Source organism: Hydrogenophaga sp. (genome assembly GCF_030158645.1).
GTDB lineage: Bacteria > Pseudomonadota > Gammaproteobacteria > Burkholderiales > Burkholderiaceae_C > Hydrogenophaga.
Genome location: NZ_JAOASO010000026.1, coordinates 37391 through 52212 on the forward strand (window position 1 = coordinate 37391; position 14822 = coordinate 52212).

13 protein-coding genes and 1 tRNA gene are annotated in these 14822 nt (G+C 67.9%); 9 read left to right on the plus strand and 5 right to left on the minus strand.

The genetic code is table 11. The features are described from left to right. Both Q1W68_RS02675 and Q1W68_RS02680 read right to left on the minus strand, forming a co-directional pair. A complete protein-coding gene (locus Q1W68_RS02675; protein ID WP_300715529.1) occupies nt 1-642 on the minus strand; it encodes a 3-oxoacid CoA-transferase subunit B in 642 nt (213 codons plus the stop codon). Further along, entirely contained in the window at nt 639-1340 is a 702-nt protein-coding gene (locus Q1W68_RS02680) for a 3-oxoacid CoA-transferase subunit A (protein WP_300654033.1), read from the minus strand. The genes Q1W68_RS02675 and Q1W68_RS02680 overlap by 4 nt, the downstream gene beginning before the upstream one ends. A 103-nt stretch (nt 1341-1443) precedes the next feature. Between Q1W68_RS02680 and Q1W68_RS02685 the strand changes: the two genes are divergently transcribed. The 3 genes from Q1W68_RS02685 to Q1W68_RS02695 are packed head-to-tail and all read left to right on the plus strand — an operon-like array spanning nt 1444 to nt 3347. Continuing rightward, nucleotides 1444-2238: an IclR family transcriptional regulator C-terminal domain-containing protein gene (locus tag Q1W68_RS02685; RefSeq protein WP_300654031.1), complete on the plus strand. Its 795-nt coding sequence runs from the start codon at nt 1444-1446 to the stop codon at nt 2236-2238. Continuing rightward, nucleotides 2235-2885: a trimeric intracellular cation channel family protein gene (locus Q1W68_RS02690; RefSeq protein ID WP_300654028.1), complete on the plus strand. Its 651-nt coding sequence runs from the start codon at nt 2235-2237 to the stop codon at nt 2883-2885. The genes Q1W68_RS02685 and Q1W68_RS02690 overlap by 4 nt, the downstream gene beginning before the upstream one ends. Nucleotides 2886-2912: 27 nt before the next feature. After that, nucleotides 2913-3347 carry a DUF1841 family protein gene (locus Q1W68_RS02695; RefSeq protein WP_300715531.1) on the plus strand — a complete coding sequence of 145 codons (435 nt, stop codon included), beginning with the start codon at nt 2913-2915 and terminating at the stop codon, nt 3345-3347. A gap of 48 nt (nt 3348-3395) precedes the next feature. On the opposite strand, the gene Q1W68_RS02700 is transcribed toward Q1W68_RS02695, so the two are convergent. Further along, entirely contained in the window at nt 3396-4064 is a 669-nt protein-coding gene (locus tag Q1W68_RS02700) for a c-type cytochrome (RefSeq protein ID WP_300659974.1), read from the minus strand. A 181-nt stretch (nt 4065-4245) separates the two neighbouring features. On the opposite strand from Q1W68_RS02700, the gene Q1W68_RS02705 reads away from it, so the two are divergent. From Q1W68_RS02705 to Q1W68_RS02730, 6 genes are all read left to right on the plus strand, one after another. Continuing rightward, on the plus strand, nt 4246-5100 hold the full coding sequence (locus Q1W68_RS02705; protein ID WP_300715532.1) for a MoxR family ATPase: 855 nt from the start codon (nt 4246-4248) through the stop codon (nt 5098-5100). Between the two features lie 11 nt (nt 5101-5111). After that, nucleotides 5112-5705 (plus strand): GNAT family protein, encoded by a 594-nt coding sequence (locus tag Q1W68_RS02710; protein ID WP_300715533.1) that lies wholly within the window; start codon nt 5112-5114, stop codon nt 5703-5705. Between the two features lie 15 nt (nt 5706-5720). Next, the gene (locus Q1W68_RS02715; RefSeq protein WP_300715534.1) at nt 5721-6908 is read left to right on the plus strand and encodes a VWA domain-containing protein; all 1188 of its coding nucleotides are present in this window, start codon (nt 5721-5723) and stop codon (nt 6906-6908) included. Between the two features lie 109 nt (nt 6909-7017). After that, a complete protein-coding gene (locus Q1W68_RS02720; RefSeq protein WP_300654013.1) occupies nt 7018-8958 on the plus strand; it encodes a BamA/TamA family outer membrane protein in 1941 nt (646 codons plus the stop codon). Nucleotides 8959-8965: 7 nt separating this feature from the next. Further along, nucleotides 8966-13060 (plus strand): translocation/assembly module TamB domain-containing protein, encoded by a 4095-nt coding sequence (locus tag Q1W68_RS02725; RefSeq protein WP_300715535.1) that lies wholly within the window; start codon nt 8966-8968, stop codon nt 13058-13060. Between the two features lie 56 nt (nt 13061-13116). Next, nucleotides 13117-13191: transfer RNA gene (locus tag Q1W68_RS02730), tRNA-Arg, on the plus strand. A 26-nt stretch (nt 13192-13217) separates the two neighbouring features. On the opposite strand, the gene Q1W68_RS02735 is transcribed toward Q1W68_RS02730, so the two are convergent. Together Q1W68_RS02735 and Q1W68_RS02740 are read right to left on the minus strand one after the other, a co-directional pair. Continuing rightward, nucleotides 13218-14471 carry a nucleoside recognition domain-containing protein gene (locus Q1W68_RS02735; RefSeq protein WP_300654008.1) on the minus strand — a complete coding sequence of 418 codons (1254 nt, stop codon included), beginning with the start codon at nt 14469-14471 and terminating at the stop codon, nt 13218-13220. A gap of 165 nt (nt 14472-14636) precedes the next feature. Then, nucleotides 14637-14819 (minus strand): hypothetical protein, encoded by a 183-nt coding sequence (locus tag Q1W68_RS02740; RefSeq protein WP_300654005.1) that lies wholly within the window; start codon nt 14817-14819, stop codon nt 14637-14639. Nucleotides 14820-14822: the final 3 nt, after the last annotated feature.

Consider the following 14822-nt stretch of genomic DNA (forward strand, 5'->3'; position numbering starts at 1 on the left):
TCAGGCGGCGATGGGCAGGCCCACCAGGCGTTCGAGTTCGGCGTGCGCCAGGCCATCGACCTTGTCGATGAGCTGCAGGCCCTGCGGCGTGCAGGCGAGTGTGGCGAGATCGGTGTAAATGCGTTTCACGCAGGCGACACCGGTGAGCGGGTAGGTGCAGGCTTGCACCACCTTGCTGCGGCCTTGTTTGTCGAGCAGATCCATCATCACCCAGGTCTGCTTGGCGCCCACGGCCAGGTCCATCGCGCCGCCCACGGCGGGAATGGCGCCGGGCTCGCCGGTGCTCCAGTTCGCCAGATCACCGGTGGCCGAGACCTGGAACGCGCCGAGCACACAGATGTCCAGGTGGCCGCCGCGCATCATGCCGAAGCTGTCGGCGTGGTGAAAGTAAGAGCCGCCGGGGAGGAGCGTCACCGGCTGTTTGCCGGCGTTGATGAGGTCGTAGTCTTCAGCCCCTGCGGCCGGTGCCGGGCCCATGCCCAGGATGCCGTTTTCGCTGTGCAACACCACCTCGATGCCCGGGGCCAGGTGGTTCGCCACCTGCGTGGGCATGCCGATGCCCAAGTTCACATAGGCGCCGTCGTGGATGTCGCGCGCCACGCGCTGCGCGAGTTCGGCCTTGCTGCGTTTCTGGTAAATCATACAGACCCTTTGAAGCCGCCGGCCTGCGTGGCCACGCGGTCGATGCAAACGATCTTTCCCACGTGGATGCCGGGCGTGACGATGGTCTCGGGGTCGAGCGCACCGAGTTCAACGATTTGGTGCACGGTGGCGATGGTGTGGCGCGCGGCCATGGCCATCACCGGTCCGAAATTGCGCGCGGCCTTGCGGTAAGTGAGGTTGCCCCAGCGGTCGCCGCGCTCGGCCTTGATGAGCGCTACGTCGCCGGCCAGCGGCGACTCGAACACGTAATGGCGGCCGTTGATCTCGCGCGTTTCCTTGCCCTCGGCCAGCGCGGTGCCGTAGCCGGTGGGCGTGAAGAAGCCGCCGATGCCGGCACCGGCGGCGCGCAGCCGCTCGGCCAGGTTGCCCTGGGGCACGAGTTCCAGTTCGATCTGGCCGGCACGGTAAAGGCCGTCGAAGACGTGGCTGTCGGCCTGGCGCGGGAAGCTGCAGATGATCTTGCGCACCCGCCCGGCGGCCAGCAGCGCGGCGAGACCCGTGTCGCCGTTGCCGGCGTTGTTGTTCACCACGGTGAGCTCGCGCGCGCCGTGTTCGATCAGGCCGTCGATCAGCTCGGCGGGAATGCCCGAGGTGCCGAAGCCGCCGATGAGCACGGTGTGCCCGTCGCGCACCACCGAAAGTGCGTCGGCGATCGACGGGGAAATCTTGTTGATCACGCTGTCTCCTGTTCGGCTGCTTGGCCTTGTTCTGAAATTTTGTTCGCCTGAAGAACAAATGTTCGCAGATTGAATTATAAACAGGCATTCGTCGAAACGACCCATGTCTTCAACCACCACCCCACCCCGCCCCGGCGACAGCTACGTGCAATCGTTCGCGCGCGGGCTCGAGGTCATCCGCAGCTTCAGCGCCCAGGCGCCGCGCCAGACGCTGAGCGAAGTGGCCGCGCGCAGCGGCCTCACACGCGCCGGCGCGCGCCGCATCCTGCTCACGCTGCAGACGCTGGGCTATGTGGAGAGCGACGGCCGCGACTTCCGCCTCACCGCGCGCATCCTCGATCTGGGCTTTGCCTACCTTTCGTCGATGCCGATCTGGAACCTGGCCGAGCCGGTGGTCGAGGCGCTGGTCGAATCGGTCAAGGAATCGAGCTCGGCCGCGGTGCTCGACGGCACCGACATCGTCTATGTGATGCGCGTGCCCACCCACAAGATCATGAAGAACTCGCTGGGCATCGGCTCGCGCCTCCCGGCCCACTGCACCTCCCTGGGCCGCATGCTGCTGGCGGGCCTGAGCGACGACGAAGTGCTCGAACGCCTCAAGGTGTCCGACCTCAAGCCGCTCACCCGCCACACCCTCACCGACCCGGCCGCCGTGCTCACCCGCGTCCAACAGGCGCGCAAGCAGGGCTGGTGTCTGGTGAACCAGGAACTGGAAGAAGGCCTGATTTCGCTGGCCGCACCGCTGGTGGACGCCAGCGGCCGCACCGTGGCCGCGCTCAACCTGAGCGGCCAGGCCAACCGCACCAGCGCCCGCGTGGTGCAAGACACGCTGCTGCCCCCGCTGCTGGACGCCACCCGCCAGATCTCCGCCCTGCTGGCGTTGAAGGGCAGCGCATGAACCCGGCCTTGAACAACGTGGCGCTCTGGGGCGAAGGCCTGCGCCTGCTGGTCGAGATCAGCGCCACAGCCGCCTTTGCGCTCTCAGGCGTGATGGCGGGCGCGCGCAAGCAGCTCGACGCGGTGGGCGTGTGCGTGGTGGGCTTTCTGGCAGCGTTTGGCGGCGGCACGCTGCGAGACCTGCTGCTGGACCAACGCCCTTTCTTCTGGGTGCGCCACGTGGAGCTGCTGTGGGGCGTGTTCGCGCTGTGCGTGCTGGCCATGCTGTTCCTGCGCTCGCGCCATTTCCCGATCACCGAACGCGCCATGCAGTGGCCCGACGCGCTGGGCCTCGGCCTGTTTGCCGCCACCGGCGTGCACCAGGCGCTGCTGCTGGACATGCCGGCGCTGGTGGCGGTGCTCATGGGCCTGACCACCGGCGTGTTCGGCGGCGTGCTGCGCGACGTGGTGTGCAACGAGATCCCCACCGCCTTCCACGACCACCGGCCCTACGCGGTGTGTGCGTTTGCCGGCAGCTGGGTCTATGTGGGCCTGTGGCAGCTGCAGGCGCCGGGCTGGCTGGCGCTGCTGGGGTGCGTGGGTGTCACGGCCGGGCTGCGCGGTCTGGCCCTGTGGCGCAACTGGCAACTGCCCGCCTGGCGGCTCTGACACGCGCGCTGCGGGACAATCGCTCCCATGTTCAATCCGACCCAAGCCGATGTGCGCCGCTTCTTCTGCGCGGTGCACGCCAAGACGCTGCAGCAGCAGCCCATGGAAGCCATCGAGTCGCTGGCCAGCCAGTGGATCGCCGAGCACCCCGAGTACCACGCCGAGCTGAGCGATGTGGACGCGGCACTGGAGCGCATGGGTCAGCCGGGCACTGACCGCGACAACCCGTTCCTGCACCTGTCCATGCACCTGTCGATCAGCGAGCAGTGCAGCATCGACCAGCCCCCCGGCATCCGCCAGGCGGTGGAGCTGCTCACCGCCAGACGCGACGACCTGCACAGCGCCCACCACGAGGTGATGGAATGCCTGGGCACCATGCTCTGGGAAAGCCAGCGCGCCGGAAGGCCGCCTGATGGTCAGGCTTACATCGACCAGGTGCGCCGACGGGCGACCCAGGACTGAAACAAAAAAGCCGCTCGGTGAGCGGCTTTTTTGCGGGGCAGTCGGCGCTTACTTGAAGCGGGGCTGCGCCACCACCTTCATTTCGCCTTCCAGCGAGCCCAGGTACTTGGCGATCTCGCGCATTTCGGCGGTGGAATACTGCTTGGCGATGCCGGCCATGATGCCGTTGGAACGGCCCACCACCGCGTTGCCTTCGACCGTGTAGGCCTTGAGCGCGAAGAAGAGGTAGTCGGCGTGCTGGCCGGCCAGCTTGGGGTAGCTGGGGTCGATCGGCTTGCTGAAGTTGGCGCCGTGGCACGAAGCGCAGGCGCCTTTTTCGATCAGCGCGGCGGCCGTCGTGCTGGCGGTGCGGGGGGTGTCGGGTGCGGTCTTGTCGGCGTGCGAGGCGTAGTAAGCGGCCAGGTCGGCCATGTCCTGCTCGGTCAGCGAACCCGCAATGCCGCGCATGGTGGGGTGCTTGCGGTCGCCCTTTTTGTAGGCGTTGAGCGCCGACACGATGTAGGCACCCGACTGGCCCGAAATCATGGGCACCTTGTGGATTTCAGGGAAGCTGTTCTGGTAACCCGGGATGCCGTGGCAGCCGATGCACATCTCGGCCTTCTTCTGACCGGCCGCCACGTCACCCGTGGCACCCTGGGCGTGAACCGAAAAAGCGGCTGCGGAAAGCGTCGCAGCGGCGACAAGGGTGCGGGTGATCGTGGAGAACAGTGAGGTCATTTTGCAAGCACAATGAATGAATCAGCGGGGGAAAATCAACCGCTGATTATATAGACCGGTCAAGGCACCCCTCGCCTCAAAACCCCCGCCGGTGCGGGTCCTGTCAGGCGGCTGCCAGCAGCCTGGGGGCCGGATCACCCAGGATTTCGCCACCCGTTCAACCCTTCCAGCAGAACAACCCATGAAATTCCAAGGCTCCGAGAACTACGTCGCCACGCAGGACCTGATGCTGGCCGTCAACGCCGCGATCACACTCAAACGCCCGCTGCTGGTCAAAGGCGAGCCCGGCACCGGCAAGACCATGCTGGCCGAAGAGGTGTCCACGGCGCTCAAACTGCCGCTGCTGCAGTGGCACATCAAGAGCACCACCAAGGCGCAGCAGGGCCTGTACGAATACGACGCGGTGAGCCGGCTGCGCGACAGCCAGCTGGCCGACATCGACGGCGGCGCCAAGGTGCGCGACATCCGCAACTACATCGTGCAGGGCGTGCTGTGGAAGGCGTTCACCGCCGACGCGCCGGTGGTGCTGCTGATCGACGAGATCGACAAGGCCGACATCGAATTCCCGAACGACCTGCTGCGCGAACTCGACCGCATGGAGTTCTATTGCTATGAGACGCGCGAGCTGGTGCGCGCCAAACACCGCCCGCTGGTGTTCATCACCTCCAACAACGAGAAGGAGCTGCCCGACGCGTTTTTGCGCCGCTGCTTCTTCCACTACATCAAGTTCCCCGAAGCGGAGACCATGCAGCGCATCGTGGACGTGCACTTCCCGAGCCTCAAGAAAGAGCTGCTGGCCGCGGCCATGAAAACCTTCTACGACGTGCGCAACCTGCCCGGCCTGAAGAAAAAGCCCAGCACCTCCGAACTGCTCGACTGGCTCAAGCTGCTGATGGCCGAAGACATCCCGCTCGAAGCGCTGCAAAGCGCTGACAGCAAGGTCAGCATCCCGCCACTGGTGGGTGCGCTGCTGAAAAACGAGCAGGACACGACCTTGTTTGAAAAGCTGGTGTTCATGAACCAAAGGAACCGTTGAACGGCTTTGACATGTCATTCGTTGAACCCGTCACCCTCCGCAACAACGGCATGGCCCTGGTCCCGCTCTCGCTGGACCACGAAGACGGCTTGCGCGCCGCTGCGGCCGATGGCGAACTCTGGAAGCTGCGCATCACCTCGGTGCCCGAACCGCACGAGACACGCGGCTACATCGAGACGGCGCTGAAGATGCTCGACGAAGGCCACCGCTTTGCCTTTGCCGTGACAGAGGAAGCCACGGGAAAAGTGCTCGGCAGCACCAGCTTCCACGACATCCTGCCGGCGGTGAAACGCGTGGAGATCGGCTACACCTGGTACGCGAAAAGCGTGCAGCGCAGCCATGTCAACACCACCTGCAAGCTGCTCATGATGGGGCACGCCTTCGACGCCCTGGGCTGCCACGTGGTGGGCTGGCGCACCGACAACTACAACTTCGCGTCGCAAAAAGCCATCGAGCGGCTCGGCGCAAAAAAAGACGGCGTGATCCGCGGCCACGCCCTGCGACGCGACGGGACCATCCGCGACACGGTCATGTACAGCATGCGCTCGGGCGAGTGGCCGGAGGCGAAAGCCCAGCTGCTGTACCTGCGTGGCCTTCACGCCTGACAACGGGAGATCACCATGCTGATCGACTTCTTCTACACCCTGCGCTCGGCCAAACTGCCGGTGTCCGTCAAGGAATACCTGATGCTGCTGGAGGCGTTGCAGGCCGACGTGGTCGGGCCGCGCAACCCCGACGCCTGCAGCATGGACGACTTCTACTTCCTGGCGCGCACGGCGCTGGTGAAGGACGAGAAGCACTACGACAAGTTCGACCGCGCGTTTGCCGCCTACTTCAAGGGCGTGGAAATGATCGCGGACTTCACCAAGCCCATCCCGGCCGACTGGTTGCGCCAGGAGTTGGAACGCATCCTGTCCGACGAGCAGAAGGCCAACGCGCCCAAGATGGACTGGGACGAGCTCATGGAGACGCTGAAGAAGCGGCTGGAAGAGCAGAAGGAACGCCACGAAGGCGGCAGCAAGTGGATCGGCACCGGCGGCACCTCGCCGTTCGGCAACAGCGGGCAGAACCCGCAAGGCGTGCGCATCGGCGGCAAGGGCGGCAACAAGAGCGGCGTGAAGGTGTGGGAGCAGCGCGCCTACCGCGACTACGACGACACGCAGGAGCTCGGCACGCGCAACATCAAGGTGGCGCTGCGCCGCCTGCGCAAGTTCGCGCGCGAGGGCAACGAATTCGAGCTGGACCTGCCCGACACCATCCGAGCCACGGCGGCCAACGCCGGCTACCTCGACATCAAGATGATCCCGGAGCGGCACAACAACGTGAAGGTGCTGCTGCTCATGGACGTGGGCGGCACCATGGACGAGCACATCCAGCGGGTGGAGGAGCTGTTCTCGGCGGTCAAGGGCGAGTTCAAGCACCTGGACTTTTATTACTTCCACAACTGCGTCTACGACTTCATGTGGAAGAACAACCGCCGCCGCTACGCCGAGAAGTTCCCCACCTGGGACATCATCCGCAAGTACAACAAGGACTACAAACTCATCTTCGTGGGCGATGCCACCATGAGTCCTTACGAAATCTTGCAACCCGGCGGCAGCGTGGAATACAACAACGAGGAGGCCGGCGCCGAGTGGCTGCAGCGCCTCACGCACGCTTTTCCCAAGTACGCGTGGATCAACCCGGAACCTCAGGGCGTGTGGCAGTATCGACAGAGCATCAGCGTGATCCAGCAACTCATGAGCCAGCGCATGTTCCCGCTGACCTTGAAGGGACTGGAAGACACGATGAGATTGCTCTCCAAATAACTGCATGAAATGTTTTGTCGCGGACCCCGCCCGTTGGGCGGGGTCCTTTCTGTTTTGCGTCGCCTTCTTGTGTCCACCGGGTGCACGGGCGCAAGCCGTGGAGGCGCCTGTGGCACCCGCGGCCAGCGCCCTGCAGGACGCGGTGGACGCGGCCGATGCCGATGCGCCAGCCGCGCCCACCACCCGCGAGCGCACCACGCCCCGCACGCCCCGCCCACCGGCCGAGCCCCGCTTCGAGATCGACCTGCAGGCCCCCGACGAGGTGCGCGAGTTTTTGCTGCGCCACCTCGAACTGCAACGCTTTCGCCTGCTGCGCAACCTCGATGCCAACGAACTCACCCGCCTGCTGGCCGCGGCCCCCGCCAACCTGCGCGAGCTGCTCGCGACGCTGGGTCACTTTTCACCCGTGGTGGACGTGATCGGGCCGCCCGCCCTGACCGCGGCGGCCGACGCCGCTGGCGGCAATGGCAATGGCAACCGGCCTCTGGGCACGGTGACCATCCGGGTGTCGCCGGGCCCCGTCACCCGGGTGGCGTCGGTGAACGTGTCCTTTGTGGGCGACATCGCCACCGCACCCGAGGCCAGCGAGCAACGCGACACCATCCAGCGCGAGGTGAGCGTGATGCAGGGCCTGCCGTTTTCGCAAAGCGACTGGGACCGCACCAAGGACGCCGCCCTGCGCGCCCTGATCGCTCGGCGCTATCCCGCCGGTCGCGTGCAGAACAGCTTGGCCGACATCGACGCCGACAACCGCCAGGCCAACCTCTACATCGAACTCGACTCGGGCCGTGCCTTTCAAATGGGCGAAGTCGTGGTGGAAGGGGCACAGCGCTACGACAAGGTGACGGTGGAGCGCCTGGTGCGCCTCTCGGGCGTGGTGCCCGGCAGCGACTACGACCTGGCCCAGCTGCAAGCGGCGCAGCAGCGCCTGATCGAGAGCGGCTACTACGACTCGGCCTTCGTCTTCGTGGAGCCGAGCATGGACGGCGAGTCCCTGCCGGTGAAGGTGCAACTGCGCGAGAGCCTGCGCCAGAAGCTGGTGCTCGGCGTGGGCGGCAGCACCGACAGCGGCGCGCGCCTGTCGATCGAGCACACGCACCACAGCGTGCCGGGCATCCAATGGCGCGCCGTGAGTGCGCTCAAGATCGAGCGCGTGGACCAGCTCGCCAGCACCGACTGGAGTTCACCGCCCAGCAACGACGGCTGGCGCTGGATCGCCGGCGGGCGCCTGCTGCGGGAGCAGGACGACTTCAACATCACCACCAGCCAGCGGCTGCGTGCGGGCCAGTCGCAAGACGGCATCGAGTACGACCGCAGCTTCTATCTGCAGTACGACCGCGCGAGTGTCTTCAACGAAGCCACGCAGACCTTGCGCACCGCCGAGGCCAACTCGTCGATCACCGCCAACTACGCCTGGACGCGCCGCCGCTTCGACGACCCGATCTCGCCCAACGCGGGCTATGGCCTCGCGGTGGAACTCGGTGTGGGCTACACGCTGGGCACCACCCGCCTGCCCTTCACACGCACGCAGGCGCGCTGGCTGGGGTATTGGCCGCTGGGCGACCGTTCGCCACCGCCCGAGGCCAAGCCGGGTGAAGCGCGCATGGTGAACACGTTCAACAACCGCACCAACCTCGGCCGCCTGGCGCTGCGGGTGGAAGGTGGCGCGGTGCTCGCCCAACGCAACGCCGCCATTCCCGACACCCAGCTCTTCCTCACCGGCGGTGACGCGACGGTGCGCGGCTACGGCCTGCGCGACATCGGCGTGCGCCAGGCCGACGGCAGCGTGCTGCCGGGTCGCTACAAGGGCGTGGTGAGCCTGGAGTGGCAGCGCCCGATCTTCAACGCCAACGGCCGCTCACCGGTGGAAAGCGTGCTGTTCATCGACGGCGGTGCCGTGGCCAACCGCGCCGGCGACCTCAAGCCCCTGTGGGGCGTGGGCACCGGCGTGCGCTACAACAGCCCGGTGGGCCCGCTGCAGCTCGATCTGGCCTACGGGCTGGAGACCAAACGCCTGCGCCTGCACCTCAACGTCGGCTTCACCTTCTGAGGTCTCGATGAACGCCGAGACCCCGCCCCAGGCAGACCCGAAGCGCACACGCAGCGGCTGGCGCAGGGTCGCGCTCTGGCTGCCCGTCGGGCTGCTGGGGGTGTTGCTGTCGGTGGCCCTGGCGGCCTGGGTCTGGGCCGGCACGGCGGGCTCGCTGGCGCAGGCCATTGGCTGGGGCCAGGGCCACATGGCGAAACAAGGCCAGAGCGCGGGCACGCTCAGCGTGGCCGAGGTGCAGGGCAGCCTGCGCAACGGCGGCGAGATCGGGCGGCTGCAATGGCAGCGCGACGAACTGATCGTGCAGGCCACCAGCGTGCGCATTGCGCTGGACAACCGCTTCTGGCTGGACGCCCTGCTCGCGCGCGGCCTGCGCCTCTCGCAACTCGACATCGACCGCCTGCAGATCACCGACCGCCGCCCGCCCAGCCCGGTGGAGCCGCTGCAACCCATCACCCTGCCCGTGGGCGTGACGCTGCCGTGGTCGGTGGGTGAGCTGGTGCTCGACGGCAACCAGGCGATCGCGCTCAGCGGTCTCAAGGGCCAGTACCGCTACCGCCCGGCCGACAGCCTGTGGAACCTGGGCGTGGCCGACGCGCACCAGCTCGATCTGGAGAACCTGCAGGTGGCCGGCGGGCTGTACCAGATCCAGGCGGTGCTGGGCGCTCAAGCCCCGATGCCGCTGCGGGTGGACGCGCAGGGCGAGGTGAAGGCCACCGTGCCCGGCGGCGAAGACCTCGTGCTCAAGGCCATCGGCAAAGTGACCGGCCAGTTGGCCGAGTCCGACGCAGCGCTGGACGCCACCGCCAACCTCACCACCAGCACATCCGACACGCCGGTGCTCGACGCCTCCGCGCGCATCCGCCCCTGGAAGACCCAGCCGATCGAGGCGGCCAACGCGCGCATGAACCGGCTCAACCTCGCCGCGCTCTGGCCGCAAGCGCCGGTGACGGAACTCAGCGGCACGGTGGTGGCGCAGCCCGAGGGCGAGGCCTGGCGTGCGCAGGTGCGCCTGACCAACGCCGTGCCCGGCCCCGCCGACCAACAACGCCTGCCGCTGCAAAGCCTGCAAGCCGATCTGGAGCAGCGCGGCGCGCGCTGGACGCTCGCCAACCTCGATGCCCAGCTCGGGGGTGGCCGCGTGCAAGGCCAGGGCTGGCGCGAACCGGCCGCCTCGCCGCTCGGTGACTTCCAGGGCGAACTGAAAGCCAGCCGCATCAACCCCGCCGCGCTGTGGAGCAGCATCGCACCGGCCGCGCTCGACGGCTCGTTCGCCGCCCGCGCGGTCAACGCCGAATCCGCCAACCCGGCGATCGACCTCAGCGCCGTGGTCAAACCTTCCGGCACGCAGCCCAAGGCCGGCCAACTCGCCGGCCTGCGCCTGCGGGACCTGAACCTGCAGGGCCGCTGGACGCCCCAGCCCGACAACGCCGCGCTCGGCGTGCTCGACCTGCGCACCCTCAGCGCCGGCCTGGCCGACGCCACGCTGGACGGCCAGGGCCAGCTCGATGTGGGCGCGCGCCGCTTCGACGGGCGCCTCGCGCTCAAACTGCCCGGCGCCCAGGGCGACTGGCAAGGCCGGGTGGCCCATGCCCAAGGCAAGGGTGCGCTGACCCTCGCGCTGGACGACGCATCGCGCGTGCTCGCCTGGGTGAAGAGCCTGCAGACGCTGCCGGTGGTGGGCCCGCTGCTGCGCGCGCAGCTCGACGCACAGCCCGGCTTGCAGGCCGAGGGCAACGCCCGCCTCACCGCCAGCTGGGACGGCGGCCTGGGCGTGCTCGGCTACCCCGCGCCCGTGACAGGTGCGACCACCGCTGCGCCACCGCGCGTGCAAGCCCGCCTGCAGGCAGCACGACTCGTCATCGCACGCGGCAGCGCAGCGCGCGCCGCCGACCCGGCCAACGGCGCCGATGCGGTGGTGGGCACGCTGCAAACACTGAGCCTCGCCAACCTGAACCTGCAGGCCGGCGGCCAGCCCCACCAGCTCGACATCACCGCCACCGGCCAGGCCGCACAAGGCCCCTGGCGCGGCACGCTGGACACCCAGGGCCAGCTGCAGTTGGGCAGCGCGCAACGGCCCGACATCGACAGCGGACGCCTGGACCTCAGCCGCCTGCAACTGCGTGCCACCGACAGCGCGCGCAAGGACCGCGTGGTGGACTGGACGCTGCAAAGCGTGGCCGCGCTCGGCCTGCGCTGGCAGGACGCGCGCACCGCCATCAACCTGCAGGCCGACGCCGGCCGGTTGCGCCTGCAGCCCACCTTCAGCAACCGCGTGGGCGGCGCACCAAGCGCCACCGCCATCACCACCGCCCCCATGGCCCTGGCCTGGGACCAGCTCAGCTGGCAAAAGGGCGCGCTGGCGACGCGCGGCCAGCTCACCGGCTTGCCGCTCTCCTGGGTGGACGCCTTCACCACCGCCGAGGGCGCGAAGAGCGGCCCCCTGAGCCAGGCCGGCCTGGGCGGTGACGTGGTGTTCGATGGCAACTGGGATTTTTTCCTGCCCGCCGACGCCACCACAACCCCGCGCCTGAGCGCCCAGCTGCAACGCCGCAGCGGCGACCTGTCGGTGCAGACCGATGGCGCGTTCGACGAGAACACCACCTCCACCCAGCGGCTGCAGACCGGCATCCAGGACGCGCGGCTGAGCGTGACCACCCAGGGCGCCAACGTGCAGGCCAGCCTGCGCTGGGACACCGAGCGCCTGGGACAGGCCAGCGCCGATCTGGTCACCACGCTCAGCCCGCCCAATGGCGAGCAGACCGCGTGGCACTGGGCGCCCGACGCGCCCTTGCGCGGCACCATCACGGCCAGCCTGCCGCAGGTGGGCGTGTGGTCGGCGCTGGCGCCACCCGGCTGGCGCGTGCGCGGCACGCTGGCCGCCAGCGCCACGCTCAGCGGCACGCGCGCCAACCCGCTGTGGAACGGCACGCTGCAGGCCGACCAGTTGGCGCTGCGCTCCATCGTCAACGGCATCTCGTTCTCGCGCGGCGAACTGCGGGCCACGCTGGCCGGCGAACGCATCACCATCGACCGCTTCTACCTGCAAGGCCGCGGCGGTGTGGAAACCGGCGGCACGCTGCTGGCCAGCGGCACCACCGAGTTCAAGCGCGTCACGGTGGACGGCGTGAGCCAGCGCCAGCCCTACATCAACCTGCAGGCCACGGCGACGAAGCTGCGCGTGTCGTCCCGCGCCGACCGCCGCCTCACGCTCTCGGGCCAGCTGCAGGCCGAGCTGGTGGGCACGGCGCTGCAGATCCGTGGCGGGCTGCGGGCCGACTCCGCGCTCTTTGTGCTGCCCGACGAATCCACCCCCAGCCTGGGCGCCGACGTGGTGGTGCGCGGCACCGAAACCGCGCTGGAAACACCGGGCGCGTTCCGCGTGCGACCCGATGTGCTGATCGACATCGACCTGGGCGACGACTTCCAGGTGAGCGGCCAGGGCCTGCAGACGCGTTTGGCGGGCCAGATCAATGTGCGCAGCACGCCCGAACTGCCGACACCGCGCGTGTTGGGTGACGTGCGCACCGAACGCGGCTCTTACCGCGCTTACGGCCAGCAGCTCACGATTGAAAACGGCGTGCTGCGTTTCACCGGGCCCTACGACAACCCCACGCTGGACATCACCGCCGTGCGCCCCAACAGCAGCCAGCGCGTGGGCGTGCAGATCAGCGGCACCGCGCAGTCGCCGCGCGTGCGCCTGTTCTCGGACCCCGAACTGCCCGACAGCGAAAAACTCGCCTGGCTGGTGCTGGGTCGCCCCGCCAGCGGCGCCGGGGCCGAGGCCGCCGTGCTGCAACAAGCCGCGCTGGCCTTGCTGGCAGGGCGCGACGGCCGGCTCGACGGTGGCCTGGCCAGTGCGCTGGGCCTGGACGAGGTGTCATTTGCCGGCAGTGGCACCAACGCCGACGGCACGACCGCCGCGGCCGCGCTCACGCTGGGCAAGCGCCTGTCCAACAACCTCTACCTCAGCTACGAACGCAGCCTGGCCGGGGCGTTGGGCACGGTCAGCATCTTCTACGACGTGTCGCGCCGCCTCACGGTGCGGGCTCGGGCGGGCGAAGAGAACGCGCTGGATCTGATCTTCACCATCCAGTACGACTGAGGCCGCCCCGCAGCGGCTCGCTCGGAACCGCCCCCGTACAATGCGCGCACACCTGTGCGGCCATAGTTCAACGGATAGAACGGGCCCCTCCTAAGGGCCAGATAGGGGTTCGATTCCCTTTGGCCGCACCACCTGACAACGGCATCGCTGGCCCGCTTCAGCGCAGCATGGCGTAGCCCACACCGATCGCCGCCGCCAACCCCACCGCATCCGCAAACAGCGCACAGGCCAGTGCATGCCGCGCGTGCTGAATGCCCACGCTGCCGAAGTACACCGCGAGCACATAGAAGGTGGTTTCGGTCGAGCCCTGCACGATGGCCGCCAGACGCCCGGCGAACGAATCCACACCGTGCGTCTGCATCACATCGATCATCAGACCGCGCGCACCCGCGCCCGAGAGCACCTTCATCAGACCCACCGGCAGCGCCGGGAGAAAGTCGGTGTCCCAACCCATCGCCGCCACCCCCGCACCGATGCCCGAGAGCAGGAAGTCCATGCACCCGGCCGCGCGAAACACGCCGATGGCGATCAGGATGGCGATGAGGTAGGGCACGATCTGGATCGCCACACCGAAGCCTTCCTTCGCACCATCGATGAAGGCGTCGTACACGTTGATGCGCTTGAAGGCCCCCGCCAGCACGAACAGCATCACCACGCTCAGGATCACGCCCGCACCGGTGGTGCCGGCCACCCGCGCGGCCTGCTCGGCGGGCAGGCGGGCCAACGCGGTCACGGCCATGGCCAGCAGACCCGCGACCGCTCCCACCGGCAACAGAAAGCGCGCGCGCCACAACGGCAGCCGCTGGCACACCGCGACCGCCAGCACACCGGCCATCAACGACATGAAGGTGACCAGCAGCGTGGGCAGGAAAATGTCGGCTGCGTTGAAGTCCGCACCGAGTCCTTGTTTGAGCGCGATGCTCTGGCGGATGGCAATGACCGAGGTGGGGATCAGCGTGAGGCCCGCGGTGTTCATGACCACGAACATGATCTGCGCGTTGCTCGCCGTGCCGGGCGCCCCGGTGTTGAGCGTCTGCAGCTCGCGCATCGCCTTGAGGCCCAGCGGCGTGGCGGCGTTGTCCAGACCCAGCAGGTTGGCCGAGATGTTCATGGTCATCGCACCCTGCGCCGGGTGGCCTTGCGGCACCGCGGGAAACAGCCGCCGCAACAAGGGTCCGGCCAGTCGCGCGAGCAGCTCGATCATCCCGGCGCGCTCGCCCACGCGCATGAGCCCCAGCCACAGCGCCATCACGCCAGCCAGACCCAGCGAAATCTCGAAGCCCGAGCGTGCGCCGTCGAACATGGCCGTCATGAGCGCCTGCAGGATGCCGTGCTCGCCAAGCAACCATCGCACCACGGCGGTGGCAAATGCCACGGTGAAGAAACCGACCCAGACCCAGTTGAGCGCCATGGACAGGGATGGTAGTCGGTGCGTGCATATTGTCTTGAGGGTGGCGATCTTTCAATCGCAATTACACGACCAGTCGCTCACTCTAAACCTCAGCAGCTCGTCTTAAGGTCGGTGTTGTGGGTCAATCCTCTCAAAGAAAAGAGCCTCCTCAAAACCCGGGGCGGTTCAGCCCCCATTGCCACCGAGCCCTTGTTTGATCTGCACATCGTTGGCCACCGACACACGCAATGAGTTGCCCGCCGGCACGCTCACGTCGGCCACATGAGTAGGCACCTGAGGAAGGGCGTACTTGCTGGCAATCTGCTCACGCGAGAGGCCTGCGATGTGATTCTGGCCAGCCAGACCCATGCA

Coding starts and splice junctions, on each gene's coding strand:
- Q1W68_RS02675 (WP_300715529.1), bottom strand. CDS start 642: ATGATTTACCAGAAACGCAGCAAGGCCGAACTCGCGCAGCGCGTGGCG.
- Q1W68_RS02685 (WP_300654031.1), top strand. CDS start 1,444: ATGTCTTCAACCACCACCCCACCCCGCCCCGGCGACAGCTACGTGCAA.
- Q1W68_RS02690 (WP_300654028.1), top strand. CDS start 2,235: ATGAACCCGGCCTTGAACAACGTGGCGCTCTGGGGCGAAGGCCTGCGC.
- Q1W68_RS02695 (WP_300715531.1), top strand. CDS start 2,913: ATGTTCAATCCGACCCAAGCCGATGTGCGCCGCTTCTTCTGCGCGGTG.
- Q1W68_RS02700 (WP_300659974.1), bottom strand. CDS start 4,064: ATGACCTCACTGTTCTCCACGATCACCCGCACCCTTGTCGCCGCTGCG.
- Q1W68_RS02705 (WP_300715532.1), top strand. CDS start 4,246: ATGAAATTCCAAGGCTCCGAGAACTACGTCGCCACGCAGGACCTGATG.
- Q1W68_RS02710 (WP_300715533.1), top strand. CDS start 5,112: ATGTCATTCGTTGAACCCGTCACCCTCCGCAACAACGGCATGGCCCTG.
- Q1W68_RS02715 (WP_300715534.1), top strand. CDS start 5,721: ATGCTGATCGACTTCTTCTACACCCTGCGCTCGGCCAAACTGCCGGTG.
- Q1W68_RS02725 (WP_300715535.1), top strand. CDS start 8,966: ATGAACGCCGAGACCCCGCCCCAGGCAGACCCGAAGCGCACACGCAGC.
- Q1W68_RS02735 (WP_300654008.1), bottom strand. CDS start 14,471: ATGGCGCTCAACTGGGTCTGGGTCGGTTTCTTCACCGTGGCATTTGCC.
- Q1W68_RS02740 (WP_300654005.1), bottom strand. CDS start 14,819: ATGGGTCTGGCTGGCCAGAATCACATCGCAGGCCTCTCGCGTGAGCAG.